The 15,520-nt window shown below is 73.1% G+C and carries 12 protein-coding genes; 2 read left to right on the top strand and 10 right to left on the bottom strand.

Translation table 11 applies throughout. The annotated features are described in order from the left end of the window. Positions 1-20: 20 nt before the first annotated feature. Positions 21-1,433, bottom strand: coding sequence for a type I glutamate--ammonia ligase (gene glnA, locus ACFVX9_RS09525; RefSeq protein ID WP_063347323.1), 1,413 nt, complete (start codon positions 1,431-1,433; stop codon positions 21-23). Positions 1,434-1,696: 263 nt separating this feature from the next. On the opposite strand from glnA, the gene ACFVX9_RS09520 reads away from it, so the two are divergent. After that, on the top strand, positions 1,697-2,164 hold the full coding sequence (locus tag ACFVX9_RS09520; RefSeq protein WP_350885262.1) for an RDD family protein: 468 nt from the start codon (positions 1,697-1,699) through the stop codon (positions 2,162-2,164). Between the two features lie 137 nt (positions 2,165-2,301). Here the strand turns inward: ACFVX9_RS09520 and ACFVX9_RS09515 are convergent, their stop codons facing one another. The 7 genes from ACFVX9_RS09515 to ACFVX9_RS09485 form a co-directional block, all read right to left on the bottom strand. Then, positions 2,302-2,991, bottom strand: a complete 690-nt coding sequence (locus tag ACFVX9_RS09515) for a DUF4191 domain-containing protein (RefSeq protein WP_063347321.1) — start codon at positions 2,989-2,991, stop codon at positions 2,302-2,304. Positions 2,992-3,201: 210 nt separating this feature from the next. After that, positions 3,202-3,381 (bottom strand): hypothetical protein, encoded by a 180-nt coding sequence (locus tag ACFVX9_RS09510; RefSeq protein WP_063351061.1) that lies wholly within the window; start codon positions 3,379-3,381, stop codon positions 3,202-3,204. Positions 3,382-3,614: 233 nt separating this feature from the next. Continuing rightward, entirely contained in the window at positions 3,615-4,568 is a 954-nt protein-coding gene (lipA, locus tag ACFVX9_RS09505) for a lipoyl synthase (RefSeq protein ID WP_363372114.1), read from the bottom strand. A 174-nt stretch (positions 4,569-4,742) separates the two neighbouring features. After that, positions 4,743-5,513 carry a lipoyl(octanoyl) transferase LipB gene (gene lipB, locus ACFVX9_RS09500; RefSeq protein ID WP_387981143.1) on the bottom strand — a complete coding sequence of 257 codons (771 nt, stop codon included), beginning with the start codon at positions 5,511-5,513 and terminating at the stop codon, positions 4,743-4,745. Positions 5,514-5,688: 175 nt separating this feature from the next. Further along, positions 5,689-7,596: a helix-turn-helix domain-containing protein gene (locus ACFVX9_RS09495; RefSeq protein ID WP_387981131.1), complete on the bottom strand. Its 1,908-nt coding sequence runs from the start codon at positions 7,594-7,596 to the stop codon at positions 5,689-5,691. A 59-nt stretch (positions 7,597-7,655) separates the two neighbouring features. Beyond that, positions 7,656-9,023, bottom strand: a complete 1,368-nt coding sequence (locus ACFVX9_RS09490) for an MFS transporter (protein WP_380336589.1) — start codon at positions 9,021-9,023, stop codon at positions 7,656-7,658. 185 nt (positions 9,024-9,208) lie between these two features. Continuing rightward, the gene (locus tag ACFVX9_RS09485; protein WP_063347316.1) at positions 9,209-9,970 is read right to left on the bottom strand and encodes a 3-hydroxybutyrate dehydrogenase; all 762 of its coding nucleotides are present in this window, start codon (positions 9,968-9,970) and stop codon (positions 9,209-9,211) included. 310 nt (positions 9,971-10,280) lie between these two features. Between ACFVX9_RS09485 and ACFVX9_RS09480 the strand changes: the two genes are divergently transcribed. Then, positions 10,281-12,173, top strand: coding sequence for a regulator (locus ACFVX9_RS09480; RefSeq protein ID WP_387981130.1), 1,893 nt, complete (start codon positions 10,281-10,283; stop codon positions 12,171-12,173). 202 nt (positions 12,174-12,375) lie between these two features. On the opposite strand, the gene ACFVX9_RS09475 is transcribed toward ACFVX9_RS09480, so the two are convergent. Next, on the bottom strand, positions 12,376-13,599 hold the full coding sequence (locus tag ACFVX9_RS09475) for a cation:proton antiporter (RefSeq protein WP_063347315.1): 1,224 nt from the start codon (positions 13,597-13,599) through the stop codon (positions 12,376-12,378). A gap of 183 nt (positions 13,600-13,782) precedes the next feature. Further along, positions 13,783-15,114, bottom strand: coding sequence for an NAD(P)/FAD-dependent oxidoreductase (locus tag ACFVX9_RS09470; RefSeq protein ID WP_387981129.1), 1,332 nt, complete (start codon positions 15,112-15,114; stop codon positions 13,783-13,785). Between the last annotated feature and the right edge of the window lie 406 nt (positions 15,115-15,520).

The following is a 15,520-nucleotide window of genomic DNA, read 5'->3' as shown; positions in this document are numbered from 1 at the left end:
TCCGCAGGTCGGAGGCGCCCCTACAGGTCGTAGTACAGCTCGAACTCGTGGGGGTGGGGGCGGAGGGCGATGGGGGCGATCTCGTTGGTGCGCTTGAAGTCGATCCAGGTCTCGATCAGGTCCGGGGTGAAGACGTTGCCGGCGAGCAGGTACTCGTGGTCGGCTTCCAGGGCGTCGAGGACGGCCGGGAGGGAGGCGGGCACCTGCGGGACGTTGGCGTGCTCCTCGGGGGCGAGCTCGTAGAGGTCCTTGTCGACCGGCTCCAGCGGCTCGATCTTGTTGCGGATGCCGTCGAGGCCGGCCATCAGCATGGCGGCGAAGGCCAGGTACGGGTTGGAGGAGGGGTCGGGCGCGCGGAACTCGATGCGCTTGGCCTTGGCGTTGGAGCCGGTGATCGGGATGCGGATCGCGGCGGAGCGGTTGCGCTGGGAGTAGACGAGGTTGACCGGCGCCTCGAAGCCCGGGACCAGGCGGTGGTAGGAGTTCACCGACGGGTTGGTGAAGGCCAGCAGCGAGGGGGCGTGCCGGAGCAGGCCGCCGATGTAGTAGCGGGCGGTGTCGGAGAGCCCGGCGTAGCCCTGCTCGTCGTAGAAGAGCGGCGAGCCCTCGGTCCACAGCGACTGGTGGACGTGCATGCCCGAGCCGTTGTCGCCGAAGATCGGCTTGGGCATGAAGGTGGCCGTCTTGCCGTTGCGCCAGGCGACGTTCTTGATGATGTACTTGAACAGCATCAGGTCGTCGGCGGCGTGCAGCAGGGTGTTGAACTTGTAGTTGATCTCGGCCTGGCCGGCCGTGCCGACCTCGTGGTGCTGGCGCTCGACTTCGAGGCCGGACTTGGCCAGTTCGAGCGACATCTCGGCCCGCAGGTCGGCGAAGTGGTCCACCGGCGGGGTGGGGAAGTAGCCGCCCTTGTACTTGACCTTGTAGCCGCGGACGTCGCCCTCGGCGGCGCCGGAGTTCCAGGCGCCGGCCTCCGAGTCGATGTGGTAGAAGGACGCGTTGGCGCTGGTCTCGAAGCGGACCGAGTCGAAGACGTAGAACTCGGCCTCGGGCCCGAAGAATGCGGTGTCGGCGATGCCGGAGGAGGCGAGGTAGGCCTCGGCCTTCTTGGCGACGTTGCGCGGGTCGCGGCTGTAGGCCTCGCCGGTGACCGGGTCCTGGATGAAGAAGTTGATGTTGAGGTGCTTCTCGACCCGGAAGGGGTCGAGCCGAGCCGTGGCGAGGTCCGGGACCAGGGCCATGTCGGACTCGTGGATGGCCTGGAAGCCGCGGATCGACGAGCCGTCGAACATCAGGATCTCGGACGGGTCGAAGGTCGCCGCAGGTACGGAGAAGTGCTGCATGACGCCAGGCAGATCGCAGAAGCGGACATCGACGAACTTCACGTCGTTGTCCTGAATGAACTGCTTCACTTCGGCGGCGTTGTTGAACATCCATCCTCCTCGGCGTGCGAATGGGGCTCACCCTAGGAACGGGCCGTTTCCGGCCGGTGACCCGGTCGTTTCATAAATGTTAACCACGCCCGCCGATCGGGTGGCAAAGATGTACGGGACGGGGCAAAACGCACCGCCGTCAGGCTCGGCTCTCCACAAGTGGTCTGGACCACTTGGAAAGCTCCGGCGGCACGATTCACCCGCCCGTGGCGTTCGGGGGAGCCGGTGGCGGCGCGGACGGGTCGCCCGGTTAGTGTGGATTCGTGGACACCAGAGAAGCGTTGGGATCGTGGATCGACGGCCCGAAGGCGGCCGCCGAGAAGATGGGAGCCGACTTCGGCTTCCGCGGCGAGCGCCTCGGCCTGCCCAAGGAGGGCCCCGGCTCGATCGCGGGCCCGGGCCGCCGGATCGGCGCCCTGTTCGTGGACGGCTGGCTGGTCGCCCTGATCGCCTACGGGCTGATCGGCAAGGGCAGCCCGGCCGAGGCGAACCTGTGGACCAGCCCGCTCTACTTCCTGGTCGCGGCGGTGCTGCTCGCCACCACCGGGACGACCGTCGGCAAGCGGCTGTTCGGCCTCCGGGTGATCCGTCTGGACGGCGGCCGCGCGACCATCCCGCAGGTGCTGCTGCGCACCCTGCTGCTCTGCCTGGTGGTGCCGCCGCTGGTCTGGGACCGCGACACCCGCGGTCTGCATGACAAGGCGGTCGGCACCGTCGAGGTCCGGATCTAGTCCGGATCTGTCGAGGTCCGGATCCAGTCCGGAACCCAGCCTGGATCCAGGGCCGGACGGCCTTGCCGCACAACACTGAACGGCCCCGCTGCGGGATCTCCGCGGCGGGGCCGTTCAGTGTTGTGGTCGGGGGAGCGTCAGCGGGCCTGGCCGCCCTTGGGCATCCGGGCACCCTTGGGCATCGGGCCCTTGGGGATCGGCGCCTTGGAGAGCAGGTCGCCCAGGGCGCGCAGACGGTCGTTGGTCTCGGTGACCTGGGACGCGGTGATGGCGCGGGGCAGTCGCATCAGGTGGATCTGCAGCTTCTTGAGCGGGATCTCGCCCTCGCCGGTACCCACCACGATGTCGTGCACCGGCACGTCGCCGACGACCCGGGCCATCTTCTTCTTCTCGGAGGCCAGCAGCTGGCGCACCCGGTTCGGGTTGCCTTCGCCGATCAGCGCGATTCCGGCCCGGCCCACCGCGCGGTAGACCGCGTCCTGGTTGCGGGTGACCGCGACCGGGGTGGAGTTGGAGCTCCAGCCGCGTCGGATGTTGTTCAGCACCGCCGCAACGGCGCCCGGCTGCCCCTCCATCTGTCCGAACGCCGCGCGCTCGGCCCGGCGCCCGAAGACGATCGCCATGGCCAGGAAGGCCACGATGAAGCCCAGGATGCCCAGGTAGATCGGGTGGTCGATTGCGAAGCCGATGGCGAGGAACACGCCGAAGGTCAGCAGGCCGACGCCGGCGATGATCAGGCCGATCTTGGTGTCGACCTTCTTGGTCATGGTGTAAGCCAGGCGGATCTGCTTCAGTCGCCCGGGGTTCTCGGATGTTTCCCTCGCCATAACGCTCATGGTACGTGGCACGGGTACGGGATATCCAAGCCCGGGTACCCGTTCGCCTCGATCCGTGACTCGTGTGCCCTGTGCCGTCGCACACAGCGACCGTCGGTCGCGGCGAACGGCCCCCGGCGCGGCCGCGTCGAGAACGTCACCGTCGAGAACCGCTGAGAACCATCGAGAACCGCTGAGAACCGCTGAGAACCGTCGAGGACGTCACCGTCGTGGCGGTGACGTCGTCGCCGCCCGCGCGTCGTGTCGGCGGTCCGCCGCGTACCGGCGGTTCTCGCAGACCGCCGCCCAGGCGTTGCGCCGGGCCTGCTGCTGGCCACCCGCCAGCAGGACGCTCTCGGCGAGCCGCAGCGCGACCCCCACCGACCGGATGCGCATCCGCATGCCGAACAGCTCCCCTCGTGGCTGAGAAGAATCGAACGATCGCAACGAGTCCATCGTCACCATCCCGTGTTACCAGGCGGTGACCAGGCAGTCAAAGTGCGGTGAAACCGAAAGGGCGGAGCCGAGGCTCCGCCCTTCGCTCGCGCACCGGATGGCTCAAAAGCACCGGATCAGCAGGATCATCAGAATCTGCCGGCTCATTCAGCCCAGCCGACCCAGCCGACCCGGCCGGATCAGACCGCGGCCTGCGCGCGCCGCTCCAGCGCCTGCCGGTACAGTCGCCCGGCCCGGTAGGAGGAGCGCACCAGCGGGCCCGACATGACCCCGGCGAAGCCCAGCTCCTCGGCCTCCTGCTGGAGCTCGACGAACTCGTGCGGCTTGACCCAGCGCTCCACCGGGTGGTGGCGCAGCGAGGGGCGCAGGTACTGGGTGATGGTGATCAGCTCGCAGCCGGCGCCGACGAGGTCGGCCAGCGCCTGGCTGACCTCCTCGCGGGTCTCGCCCATGCCGAGGATCAGGTTTGACTTGGTCACCAGCCCGGCCGCGCGGGCCTGGGTGATGACGTCGAGCGAGCGCTCGTAGCGGAAGGCCGGGCGGATCCGCTTGAAGATCCGCGGCACCGTCTCGACGTTGTGCGCGAGCACCTCGGGGCGGGAGGAGAAGACCTCGGCCAGCTGCTCGGGCACCGCGTTGAAGTCGGGGATCAGCAGCTCGACGCCGGTGCGGCCGCTCTCGCGGTCGGCGGTCAGCGCGTGCACCTGGCGCACGGTCTCGGCGTACAGCCAGGCGCCGCCGTCCGGCAGGTCGTCGCGGGCGACGCCGGTGATGGTGGCGTAGTTGAGGTCCATCGTGACGATGGACTCGGCGACCCGGCGCGGCTCGTCCCGGTCGAAATCGGCGGGCTTGCCGGTGTCGATCTGGCAGAAGTCGCAGCGGCGGGTGCACTGGTCGCCGCCGATGAGGAAGGTCGCCTCGCGGTCCTCCCAGCACTCGAAGATGTTGGGGCAGCCGGCTTCCTGGCAGACGGTGTGCAGCCCCTCCTTCTTCACCAGCGACTGGAGGGCGTTGTACTCCGGCCCCATCTTCGCGCGGGTCTTGATCCACTCGGGCTTCCGCTCGATGGGGGTCTCGCTGTTGCGGACCTCCAGGCGGAGCAGCTTCCTGCCGTCGGGCGCGACAGCGGACACGTGCGACTCCTAGAACTAGACGGGGTACCCCCAGGGTACGCCTGTGGTTGTAAGGCCTTCGCGCGGCCTGTTGCCCCGCAATCGCAGGGCAACAGCGCTACTGGCCGGTAGATTCCCGGGGGGCAATCCGGAGTGGGGCCCGGGGAAGAGCCCGGGCGAGGACCCGGGCCCGGGTCAGCGGGTGAGCGCGGGTTCGGGCAGCTCGGCGAACACGTCCGCCAGGTGCTGCTCGACCACCGGCAGCGCCTCGCCGACGGTGAAGTCGCGCCCCAGCTCGCCGGCGAGCGAGGCGACGCCGGCGTCCCGGATGCCGCACGGCACGATCCGGTCGAACCAGGTCATGTCGGGGTCGCAGTTGAGCGCGAAGCCGTGCATGGTGACCCCGCGGGCGACCCGGACGCCGATCGCGGCGAGCTTGCGGTCGTCGCCGCGCTGGCCGGCGTTGGACGGCGCGTACTCGGGGCCGGCCAGCCGCGGGTCGATGCCCAGCGGCAGGCCCATCCGCAGGGTCAGCTTGCCGATGTCCACCACCTGCGCCGGGTCCACCACGGCGTCCGGGATGGAGTCGCCCAGCACCCAGACGCCGCTGCGGCCCTCGACCCGGGTGGTGCCGACGCCGAACCCGGCGCAGGCGCGGATCAGCGCCTCCTCCAGCCGGCGGACGTAGGCGACCACGTCGATCGGGTCGGGCAGCTTGACGATGGGGTAGCCGACCAGCTGGCCGGGGCCGTGCCAGGTGATCTCCCCGCCGCGGTTGACCTCGACCACCGGGGTGCCGTCGAGCGGCAGGTCGGCGGGGTTGGTGCGCTTGCCCATCGTGTAGACGGGCTGGTGCTCCAGCAGCAGCACGGTGTCGGGGATCTCGTCCGCGACCCGCAGCGCGTGCAGGCGCTGCTGCTCCTCCCAGGCCTCCTGGTAGGCGATGGCGCCCTCGCCTGTCCCCATTCGAACGAAACGCACGTTCTCGCTCACCGCTGCCGCTCCTTGCCAGGCGTTCGAGACCAACCTCGCCACTGTACGCCCACGCCCGTGCGGGCGGTTCAGCCGCCCGTACGGCCCGTACGCACGGCTGAACCGCCCGCACGGGCGGCCCGTAGGGACCGCGCCCGCAAGGACCCGTTCAGCCCCCCGCCAGCAGTTGCAGCCGCAGCGCCAGCTGGAGTTCGAGTGAGCGCTCGGGGTGGTTCCAGTCCGGGCCGAGCAGCGCCTCGACCCGGTCCAGCCGCTGGACGACGGTGTTCACGTGGACGTGCAGTTCGTCCTTGGCGCGGGTGAGGCTGCCGCCGCAGTCGAAGTAGGCGCGCAGGGTGCGGACCAGTTCGGTGCCGCGGCGGGCGTCGTAGGCGAGCAGCGGGCCGAGCGCCGAGCCGACGAAGCCGTCCACGTCGTGCCCGTCGCCGAGCAGCACCCCGAGGAAGCCCAGCGCGCGGGCCGAGGCGCCCTCCCCGGCGCGGCCGAGCACCCGCAGCGCCCGGACGCAGCGCAGGCCCTCGGCGTACGAGGCGGCCAGCGCGGGCGGGCCGGCGGCCGGGCGGCCGGCGCCCACGGTGACGGGGAACCCGGCCAGCCGGGCCAGCCGCTCGGCGGCCTGCCGTGCGGCCTCCTCCGGGTCGCCGGCCTCCGGCACCAGCAGCACCACCGCCTCGCCGTGCTCGGCGCTGACGCCCCGGGAGCCGAACAGGTACCGCCGGGCGGCGCCGGCCAGCCGGCCGCGGTCGGGGACGGGGGGCCCGGCGGGTTCGGCCGGTTCGGCGACCAGGACCAGGTGCGGGCGGGCGAGGTCGACGCCGAGCCGGCGGCCGCGCGCGGTGAGCCCGGCCGGATCGCGGTCGGGGGCGGTGAGCAGGTCGGTGAGCAGTTCGCCGCGGACCCTGTTCTCGGTCTCGGCCACCGAGCGGCGCAGCAGCAGGAGCAGCGCGGTCACCACGCTGGCCCGCTCGAACAGCCGCCGGTCGGCGTCGTCGAGGCCGGGGCGTCCGCGCAGGACCAGGGTGCCGAGCGCGTCGTGCCCGGCCAGCACCGCGCACACCCACAGCTCGCCGTGCCGGACGGACCGCCCCTCGGCCCGGGACGCGGCGACCGCCTCCGCCAGTTCGCCGGCGGGTGCGGACCGCCCGGCCAGCGGCTCGCCCTCGGCGTCGAGGACGGCTATCTCGCCGCCCAGCAGGGCCGCGACGGCGGCGGCGACGTCCGGCACCTCGGCGCCGCGCAGCACCAGGTCGGTGAGCCGGTCGTGCGCCTGCTCGGCGCGCTGGACGGCGGCCGAGTGGGCGCGGACCAGTTTGTTGGCGCTGTTCAGTTCGGCGAGCGCGGCCCGGGTGTCGGCCAGCGACTTGGCGGTGTCCAGGGCGATTGCGGCGTGCGCGGCCAGCGTGCACAGCAGCGCCACCTCGTCGGGGGAGAAGGCGCGGGGCGAGCGGTCGGCGGCGAACAGCACCCCGATGACCTCGCCGCCGAGCAGCAGCGGCACCCCGATGATCGCCACCAGGCCCTCGTCGAGCACGCCCGCGTCGATCGTGCCGGTGTGGTGGAACCGTTCGTCGGTGCGGTAGTCGGGGGTGGCGTACGGGCGGGCGGTCTGCGCGACCAGGCCGCCCAGGCCGTGGCCGAGGCTGAGCCGCAGGGTCTGGAACAGGACGGAGACCGAGCCGTCGGTGACCCGCATGTAGGTGTCGCCCGCGGCCTCGTCCGGCAGGGTCAGGTACGCGGTGTCGGTGCCGAGCAGCATCCGGGCGCGGCGGACGATCGCCTGGAGCACGGTGTCCAGCTCCCGGGAGGCGGCGAGGTCCCCGGCGGTGTCGAACAGGGCGGTCAACTCGGCTTCCCGGCGCCGGTGTTGACGCAGCGTGCGGTGCACCCGCAGGGCCTGCCAGGTGGCGTCGTCGATCTCGGCGAGGACGGCGGCCGGCGCCCCGCGGCGGCGGGCGTCGGCCAGCACGTCGGCGAAGTCCTCGGTGGCGGCGCCGGAGGCGAGCAGGTCGAGCAGCCGCCGCAGCGCGGGCGCGGCGCTTTCGTGAGGGTGGTTCATGGTGCGTGCCGCCAATCGGCGTCGGGTCCGGCGGAAGCGCGATCGTAGCGGCTCGGCCGTCAGGCGGTGGCGGGCTTGGCCGCCACGGCGGCGCCCTCCGCCTCCACCGCCGCCTCGACGTCCGCCAGGTCGCTGCCCCTGGTCTCCCGCCCGCACAGCACCGCCAGCACGGTGATCGCCGCCGCGATCGCCACGTACACCGAGATCGGGGTGGCGTTGCCGTAGTCCTTGAGCAGTGCGGTCGCGATCAGCGGCGCGGGCGCGCCGGCGGCCACCGAGGCGAACTGGGCCCCGATCGAGGCGCCCGAGTACCGCATCCGGGTGGCGAACAGCTCGGAGAAGAACGCCGCCTGCGGTGCGTACATCGCGCTGTGGAAGACCAGTCCGACCGTCACCGCGACCACCAGCTGTCCGAACGACCTGGTGTCCACCAGCCCGAAGAAGACGAACGCCCAGACGCCCACCCCGACCGCGCCCACCAGGTACACCGGTTTGCGTCCGACCCGGTCGGACAGCGCTCCGAACAGCGGGATCAGCGCGAACTGGATCGCCGAGCCGATCAGTACGGCGTTCAGCGCGGTCTGCTTGGAGAAGTGCGCGTGGGTGACGGCGTACGTCAGCACAAACGTGGTCATCACGTAGTACGAGATGTTCTCCGCCATCCGTGCGCCCATCGCCACCAGCACCTCCCGCCAGTGGTTGCGCAACACCGCCACCAGCGGCGGCTGTTCGACGGTCTTCCGCTGCTGCTGGGCCGCCAGCGCCTGCTTGAACAGCGGCGACTCGTCCACCGCGAGCCGGATCCACAGCCCGACCCCGACCAGCACCGCCGACAGCAGGAACGGCACCCGCCACCCCCACGACAGGAACGCGTCCTCCGACAGCACCGCCGTCAGCAGCGACAGCACCCCCGCCGCCAGCAGGTTCCCGGCCGGCGCCCCGCCCTGCGGCCACGACGCCCAGAACCCGCGCCGCCGCTGGTCCCCGTGCTCCGACACCAGCAGCACCGCCCCGCCCCACTCCCCGCCGAGCGCGAAGCCCTGCACCAGGCGCAGCACCGTCAACAGCACCGGCGCCGCCGCCCCGATGGAGCTGTAGGTGGGCAGCACCCCGATCAGCGTGGTCGACCCGCCCATCAGCAGCAGGCTGACGACGAGCAGCTTCTTCCGCCCGACCCGGTCCCCGAAGTGCCCGAACACCAGCGCCCCGACCGGCCGCGCGGCGAACCCGATCGCGTAGGTGAGGAAGGACAGCAGCGTCCCCGTCAGCGGATCGGTGTTCGGGAAGAACAGCTTGTTGAACACCAGCGCGGCCGCTGTTCCGTACAAGAAGTAGTCGTACCACTCGATGGTGGTCCCGATGAGACTGGCGGCCACGACCCGAGGGAGTGAGCGGGTGGCTGCCGTGGCTGGTGCGGAGGCGTTCATGGTCACCACTTCCGGGCCGGGGGGAGGGCGTCGCCCCGAGAGGCGTCGCCCCGAGGAATGTCGCCACAAGGGGCGCCGCCCCAAGGGACGTCGCCACAAGGTAGGGAGGCGCGTTCCCCGGGACTATGTGGGCCACCCACATAGTCCCGGGGGTCGGCCTGGGGAGGGCGGCCAGGTGCCGCCGCTCAGTGCGCCGTCCAGCCGCCGTCGACGGGGAGGCTGGCGCCGGTGATGTAGGAGGCGGGCGGGGAGCAGAGCCAGAGGGCGAGTTGGGCGATCTCCTCGGGTTCGATGAGACGCTTGACGGCCGTGCGTTCGAGCATGATCTGCTCGACGACCTCGTCCTCGCGGATGCCGTGGGCGAGCGCCTGGCTCGCGATCTGCTTCTCCACCAGGGGAGTTCGGACGTAGCCCGGGTTGATGCAGTTGCTGGTGACGCCGTAGGGGGCACCCTCCAGGGCGACGGTCTTGCTGAGGCCCTCCAGCGCGTGCTTGGCGGTGACGTAGGCGGACTTGAAGGCGCTGGCCCGCAGGCCGTGGACGGAGGAGATGTTGACCACCCGGCCCCACTCCCGCTCGTACATGTGCGGGAGAGTGCGGCGCAGGATGCGGAACGGCGCCTCGACCATGACGCGTTGGATGAGGGTGAAGCGGTCGGGCGGGAACTCGTGGACGGGCGCGACGTGTTGGAGGCCGGCGTTGTTGACCACGATGTCGGCGTCGGCCGGCAGGGCCTCCACGGCCTCGGGGTCGGCGAGGTCCGCGACGACGGCGCGGCCGCCGATCCGCTCGGCGAGCTCCCGGGCCGGACCGGCCGCGAGATCGACGACGTAGACCCGGGCGCCGGCCCCGGCGAAGGCCTCGGCACAGGCCCGGCCGATGCCCGAGGCGGCCCCGGTGACCAGGGCCGTCCGGCCGTCGAGCGGGCGGGCTGTAGTGGTGTCCATGGCCGAGAACGCTAGGAAACCCGGGGGCCCGGCTCCCATGTGGTGGTCCACCACAGCATCCCGGTGGGCTGTGGTGTTCACCGCCACGATGGTCGGTCGACGGTTCGACCGCGAAAGGCCAAACCCGCGCCGCCCGCGCTTCCCCACAATGGGCGCGATTGCTTCACCCGTTCGGAGGATTGCTCGGTCAGATCCACCCATAGCGCCCGAATGCTCGCTACATTCACGCCGATTCCCGACAGGGGGCGCCGCCCCAGGCAGCCGAAGTGCTGGTAGAGCCCGGTGCGACGTCCGAGAGGTGTTGACTGACATGCCCCAACGGCCTGCAACCGACAGCCCGGCGTACGGACCGCTCGACCCGCTCGGCCACCACCGAGGCCCGGTCGGCCGGACCCTGCCGGACGCCCCCGACGCCCTGACCGCCGACGCCCCGACCGCCGACGAACTGCGGCTGCCCGCGCAGGCCACAACCGACCGGCACGAACCCGCCGTCCCCGCGCCCGGGCCGGTCGGCGGCCACTCCGGGCACTCCGGCCCGTCCCCGCAGAACGGCCAACTCGCCGCGCTCATCGAGGAAGCCGGCTTCTCGCACGCGGGCCTGGCCCGCCGGGTCGACCAGCTCGGCCTGGAACACGGCCTCGACCTGCGCTACGACAAGACCTCGGTCACCCGCTGGCTGCGCGGCCAGCAGCCCCGCGGCGCCACCCCCGCGCTGATCGCCGAGGTCTTCACCCGCCGCCTCGGCCGCCGCCTCACCGCCCAGGACCTCGGCCTGGACGCCTGCGCCCCGGTGTACGCGGGCCTGGAGTTCGCCGAGACCCCGCAGGAGGCGGTGGACATCGTGGCGAGCATGTGGCGCAAGGACAACGGCCCGCAGTCCGAACTGCGCCGGATCGCCTTCACCCCGGCGGGCCTGGTCGTCCCCAGCCGGGACTGGCTGATCGGCCGTACCGACGAGCGCGTCGCCCGGGACGGCTCGACGATGGTCCGCCCCGACGCCGCCACCGGTCCGTCCGCCGCCGCTGCCGGTACCGCCGGCACCGCAGCATCCGCCGTGACGGCGGCATCCGGAGCACCCTCCGCACCCGCCCAGAGCGTGCCCCCCGCGCCCGGCGCTCCCCCTCCGAGCCCGGCGCGCGGCCAGGCCCACCACGGGGCCCCCGGCATCCGCCCCGGGCCCGGCGCGGCCGGCCCCGCCGGGCCCACCATCGGCCGGGTGCCCACCCAGAGCCGGCGCCCGCCGACCGCCGTCGAGCCGCCGTACACCGAACCGGCCCGCGAGTCGCGCCCCGCCCTGCGGGTCGGCCGCGGCGACATCGCCGCCATCCGCGCCGTCGGCGACCTCTTCCGGGCGCTCGATCACGCCTACGGCGGCGGGCACGCCCGGCAGGCGCTGGTCCGCTACCTGGAGAGCGAGGCCGAGCCGATGCTGCGCGGCCGCTACGGCGAGCAGATCGGCCGGGCGCTGTTCGGCGCCGTCGCCGACCTGACCAGGCTGGCAGGCTGGACGTCCTTCGACATCGCCGCGCACGGCCTCGCCCAGCGCTACTTCGTCCAGGCGCTGCGCCTGTCCCAGGCCGCCGGGGACCGCGCGCTCGGCGGGTACGTCCTGGTGACGATGAGCCAGCAGGCCGTCCACCTGGGCCACGGCCGGGAGGCCGTCCAACTGGCCCGGGTCGCCCAGCAGGGCGTGGGCACCGCCGTGCCGCCGGTGGTCCAGTCGCTGATGCACACCGCCGAGGCACGCGGGCACGGCCTGCTGGGCGACGTCCGGGCCTGCACCACCGCCCTGGTGCGCTCCGAGCGGGCACTGGCCGCGGCCCGGGTCGGCGACGAACTTCCCTCCTGGGCACGGTACTTCGACGAGGCCCAGCTCTCCGACGAGTTCGCCCACTGCTACCGCGACCTCCAGCAGTGGCGCACCTCCGCGCAGCACGCCGAGAAGTCGCTGCGGCTGCGCTCACCCGCCTACGCGCGCAGCCGGATCTTCTGCCGGCTGGTGCTGGCCACCGCCCGGCTCGGCATGGGGGACCTCGACGAGGCCTGCACCATGGCCACCGACGCGCTGCGGGCGGCGGGGGAGATGCGCTCGGCCCGCTCGCTGGAGTACGTCCGGGACTTCCACCGCCGCCTCACCCCCTACCGGGGCAGCCCGGTGGCCCGTGCCTTCGAGGAGACGGCCCGCCAGGCCGGCGTGATCTGAGGACCTGTCGCAGAGGGGCCGGTCGGGCGAGCCCCGGCGGCCCTGGAAACCCGTCCGGCCCGGGTCCGCCCCGGGCCGAAGGGCCCATCCGTCCGGCGACGGCTCCGAGCGCCCCGGCGACGGCTCCGGGCGCCCCGGTGACGGGCTGGAGCATCCCGGCGACGGCTCCGAGCACCTCGGCGACGGGCGGGAGCGAAGCGGGTCACCAGCTCTCGGCCCGGACGCGCGGCTGCCCGGCCTCCGGCGAGGGCGGCCGGACACCGCCGCGCACCCGCTGCGCCACCAGCGGGAACACCAGCACCGAGAGCATGCCGGCGCCGACCAGCGCGGCCGCCGTCGAGGACGGCAGGTGGCCGTCGTCCACCTCGATGGTGGTGATCACCACGACCAGCGGCAGCGCCGTCGCGCCGTAGAGCCCGAGCGCCGTGCGGTCCCGCCGGCCGAGTCCGGCCGGGGCGAGCAGCCCGGCGGGCAGTCCGCGCACGGCCAGGAGCAGCAGCAGGAACACCGGGACGAGCAGTATCGTGCCGGGGTCGTCCAGCAGGGCGGACAGGTCGAAGTTCATCCCGCTGACCACGAAGAACACCGGCACCAGGAAACCGAAGCCGATGCTCTCCAGCTTGGCCTCGATCACCTCCTCCTCGGCCCGGCGGATGTCGGAGAGCAGCAGCCGGGAGACGATCCCGGCGGTGAAGGCGCCGAGCAGCATGTCCAGGTCGAGCCAGATCGCGGCGGCCACCATGACGGCGAGCACCAGGATCACCGCCCGGACGGCGAACTGCCCGGAGGTGCGCAGGGTGCGCTCGATGAGCCGGGTGGCCCAGGCGGGCCGGGGGCGGCGTGCGCCGAGGACCGCGACGGCGGTGATCACCGCGAAGGCGCCGAGGATGACGGCCGTCCGGACCGGGGAGTTGCCGCTGAGCAGGATGGCGATCGCGATGATCGGCCCGAACTCGCCGACCGCCCCGGTGGCCATCACCAACGAGCCGAAGGGGGTGGGCAGTTCGCCGGAGTCGCGGAGGATCGGCAGGATGGTCCCGAGGGCGGTGGTGGTGAGCGCGAGCCCGGCGAAGGCGCCGTTCAGCGGGTCCCGGTTGACCAGCGCGCCCACGCCGAGCGCCACCACGAGCGAGACCAGCCACGCGGTGCCCGCCCGTTTCAGCGGGCCGCCGCGCAGCTTGGCGAAGTCGATCTCGTACCCGGCCAGGAACATCAGCATGGCCAGGCCGAACTGGGAGAGCGCGTTGACCAGGTCGTCGACGCGCGCCCAGTTCAGGACGTCGGGGCCGATCAGGACGCCGAGCAGGATCTCGAACACGACGGTCGGGACGGCGATCCACCGCAGCAGGCGGTCGGCGAGCAGCGGCGCGGCGACGGCCGCGGCGGGGATCAGGATCAGGGCCACCGGCTGGACGGCGGCGCTCACCGCGCAACCGGCCGGACGGTGTAAATCATCCGATGAGCGGTCATGTCGGCATCCTGGCATGCCGCCGGTCCGTCACCCACCGGCGGGCCGCCAGCGTGTCCCGGGAGCCAGGCCGGGAGCCCGCCGGGCCGGGAGCCGGGCCGGGAACCAGGCCGGGAGCCCGCCGGGCCGACCCCGACGGGCTCAGGCCGCCGCCTCGGCCTCCCGGGCGTTGGCCGGGACGCCGAGGTCGCGCAGCACCGCCTGCGCGGCCCGCCGCCCGGAGACCAGCGCGCCCTGCACGGTGCTGGTGTCCCGGTGGTCCCCGGCGACGTACAGCCCGGCCAGCACCCGCACCGGGCGCCGGGGGTTGTGCGGCGGCGGCATCGCGGGCAGCGCGTCCGGGACGTGCCGCACGTTCAGGAACTGCCAGCCGGTGGTCGAGGCGCCGTACAGCTCGGCGAGCCGGGCCCGGACCGCCGGTTCCAGTCCGGCCGGGCCGCCCGCGTCGAAGGAGCGCCGCCCGAGCACGGTGGTGGCGATCAGCGCCTGTCCGGCGGGGGCGTAGGCGGGGTGCAGTTCGCTGAGCACCAGCGAGTGCGAGACCAGCGGCGGCTGCCCGCCGGGCCGGTCGCCGTCGAGCAGCAGGACGGCCTCGCCCAGCGGGGTGCGGTCGGCCGCGTGGTAGAAGGTCGTGACGGGGTGGAAGTCCGGCAGCCGTAGCCCGGGCAGCAGTTCGGCGGCGGAGCGGGCGTCGGTGGCGAGGACGACGGCCTGGGCGCCGATCCGCCCGTGGGCGGCGGTCTCCACGCCGTCGGCGGTGATCGAGGTGACCTGCACCCCGGTGCGTACGGTGCCGGCGGGCAGGGTGGCGGCCAGCTGGGCCGGCACGGCCGCGATCCCGCCGGCGGGCAGACAGAGCCGTCCGCGCGCGTAGGAGCGCAGGACCAGGTCGGCGATCCGGCTGCTGGTGCCGAGGGCGGGATCGCTGAGCAGCGCGCTGAGCAGTGGCCGCAGGAAGCCGTCGAGGGTGCGAGGGGCGAGCCCGTGGCCGGCCAGCGCGCGGGCGGTGGTGGTCTCCGGGCGGGCCTTGAGCCGGCTGGCGGGGGTGGTGGCGAGCCGGCCGAGCCAGCTGCCGAGCCGGGCCTTGTCGAGCGGGCTGCCGAGTGGGGCGCGGGTGGCGGCCTGCCGGGCGGTGGTGAGCTGCGGGTCCCCGGTGCGGTAGCGGCGGCCGCCGCTGTGTACGAGGACTCCGGGGGCGAGCGGGCGCAGGTCGAGGCGGTCGAGGTCGAGGACGCGGCGGAGTTCGGGGAAGGCGGTGTTCAGCAGGTGGCTGCCGTCGTCGAGCCGGAATCCGTCCAGTTCGCGGGTGGCCATCCGGCCGCCGATCCGGTCCGTGGCCTCAAGGATCTGCACGGTGAGGCCGCGGCCGGTGAGCGTGCGTGCGGCGGCCAGGCCGGCGAGTCCGGCGCCGATGACGATGACGTCAGGGTCGGACGGGCGGCGGGCGCGGCGGGTGAAGTCGTATGTGGGCACTGGCGTGCTCCCTCCCTGGTCCCGGGGCTCCGGCCGACGCAGGCAGCGGGGTGCCGGGACACGGTCCGACGGTGTGATGCCCAGTCAGTGTGAGCATCAGACAAGCGCATCGGGCCCGATCCAAGGGTCGAGAGGGGGCGTGCGGCACCGGGCGGGAGCGCGGTCACGGACAGTGCGCCGTTGGGGCCGGGTTCCGGGGTTGGCGGGCGCGCACGGTCACCGGGGGCGTGCGACGCGCCCGGTGTGTGCTCCCATGCGCCCCCTCCCGGAGCCCCGTCCGACCCCCACCCGATCTCCGCCCGGCATATGCCCCTGGCCAGCGCGAATGCCGTAGCCGCCGTACGCAGCGGGACGTACCGGAGCCCCGCCGTGCAGCCCGTGCCGGAAACCCGCGGCGGACGGCAGG

This window comes from Kitasatospora sp. NPDC058243 (genome assembly GCF_042882025.1).
GTDB lineage: Bacteria > Actinomycetota > Actinomycetes > Streptomycetales > Streptomycetaceae > Kitasatospora.
Note: the sequence above shows the minus strand (reverse complement) of the source record. Positions and strands in the feature narration are given on the sequence as shown.

Bases quoted from the DNA above. Each gene is read 5' to 3' on its own strand.
- ACFVX9_RS09495 (WP_387981131.1), bottom strand. From the start codon at position 7,596: ATGAACCACCCTCACGAAAGCGCCGCGCCCGCGCTGCGGCGGCTGCTC.
- ACFVX9_RS09510 (WP_063351061.1), bottom strand. From the start codon at position 3,381: ATGCGGATGCGCATCCGGTCGGTGGGGGTCGCGCTGCGGCTCGCCGAG.
- ACFVX9_RS09515 (WP_063347321.1), bottom strand. From the start codon at position 2,991: ATGGCGAGGGAAACATCCGAGAACCCCGGGCGACTGAAGCAGATCCGC.
- ACFVX9_RS09490 (WP_380336589.1), bottom strand. From the start codon at position 9,023: ATGAACGCCTCCGCACCAGCCACGGCAGCCACCCGCTCACTCCCTCGG.
- glnA (WP_063347323.1), bottom strand. From the start codon at position 1,433: ATGTTCAACAACGCCGCCGAAGTGAAGCAGTTCATTCAGGACAACGAC.
- ACFVX9_RS09480 (WP_387981130.1), top strand. From the start codon at position 10,281: ATGCCCCAACGGCCTGCAACCGACAGCCCGGCGTACGGACCGCTCGAC.
- ACFVX9_RS09485 (WP_063347316.1), bottom strand. From the start codon at position 9,970: ATGGACACCACTACAGCCCGCCCGCTCGACGGCCGGACGGCCCTGGTC.
- lipB (WP_387981143.1), bottom strand. From the start codon at position 5,513: ATGGGGACAGGCGAGGGCGCCATCGCCTACCAGGAGGCCTGGGAGGAG.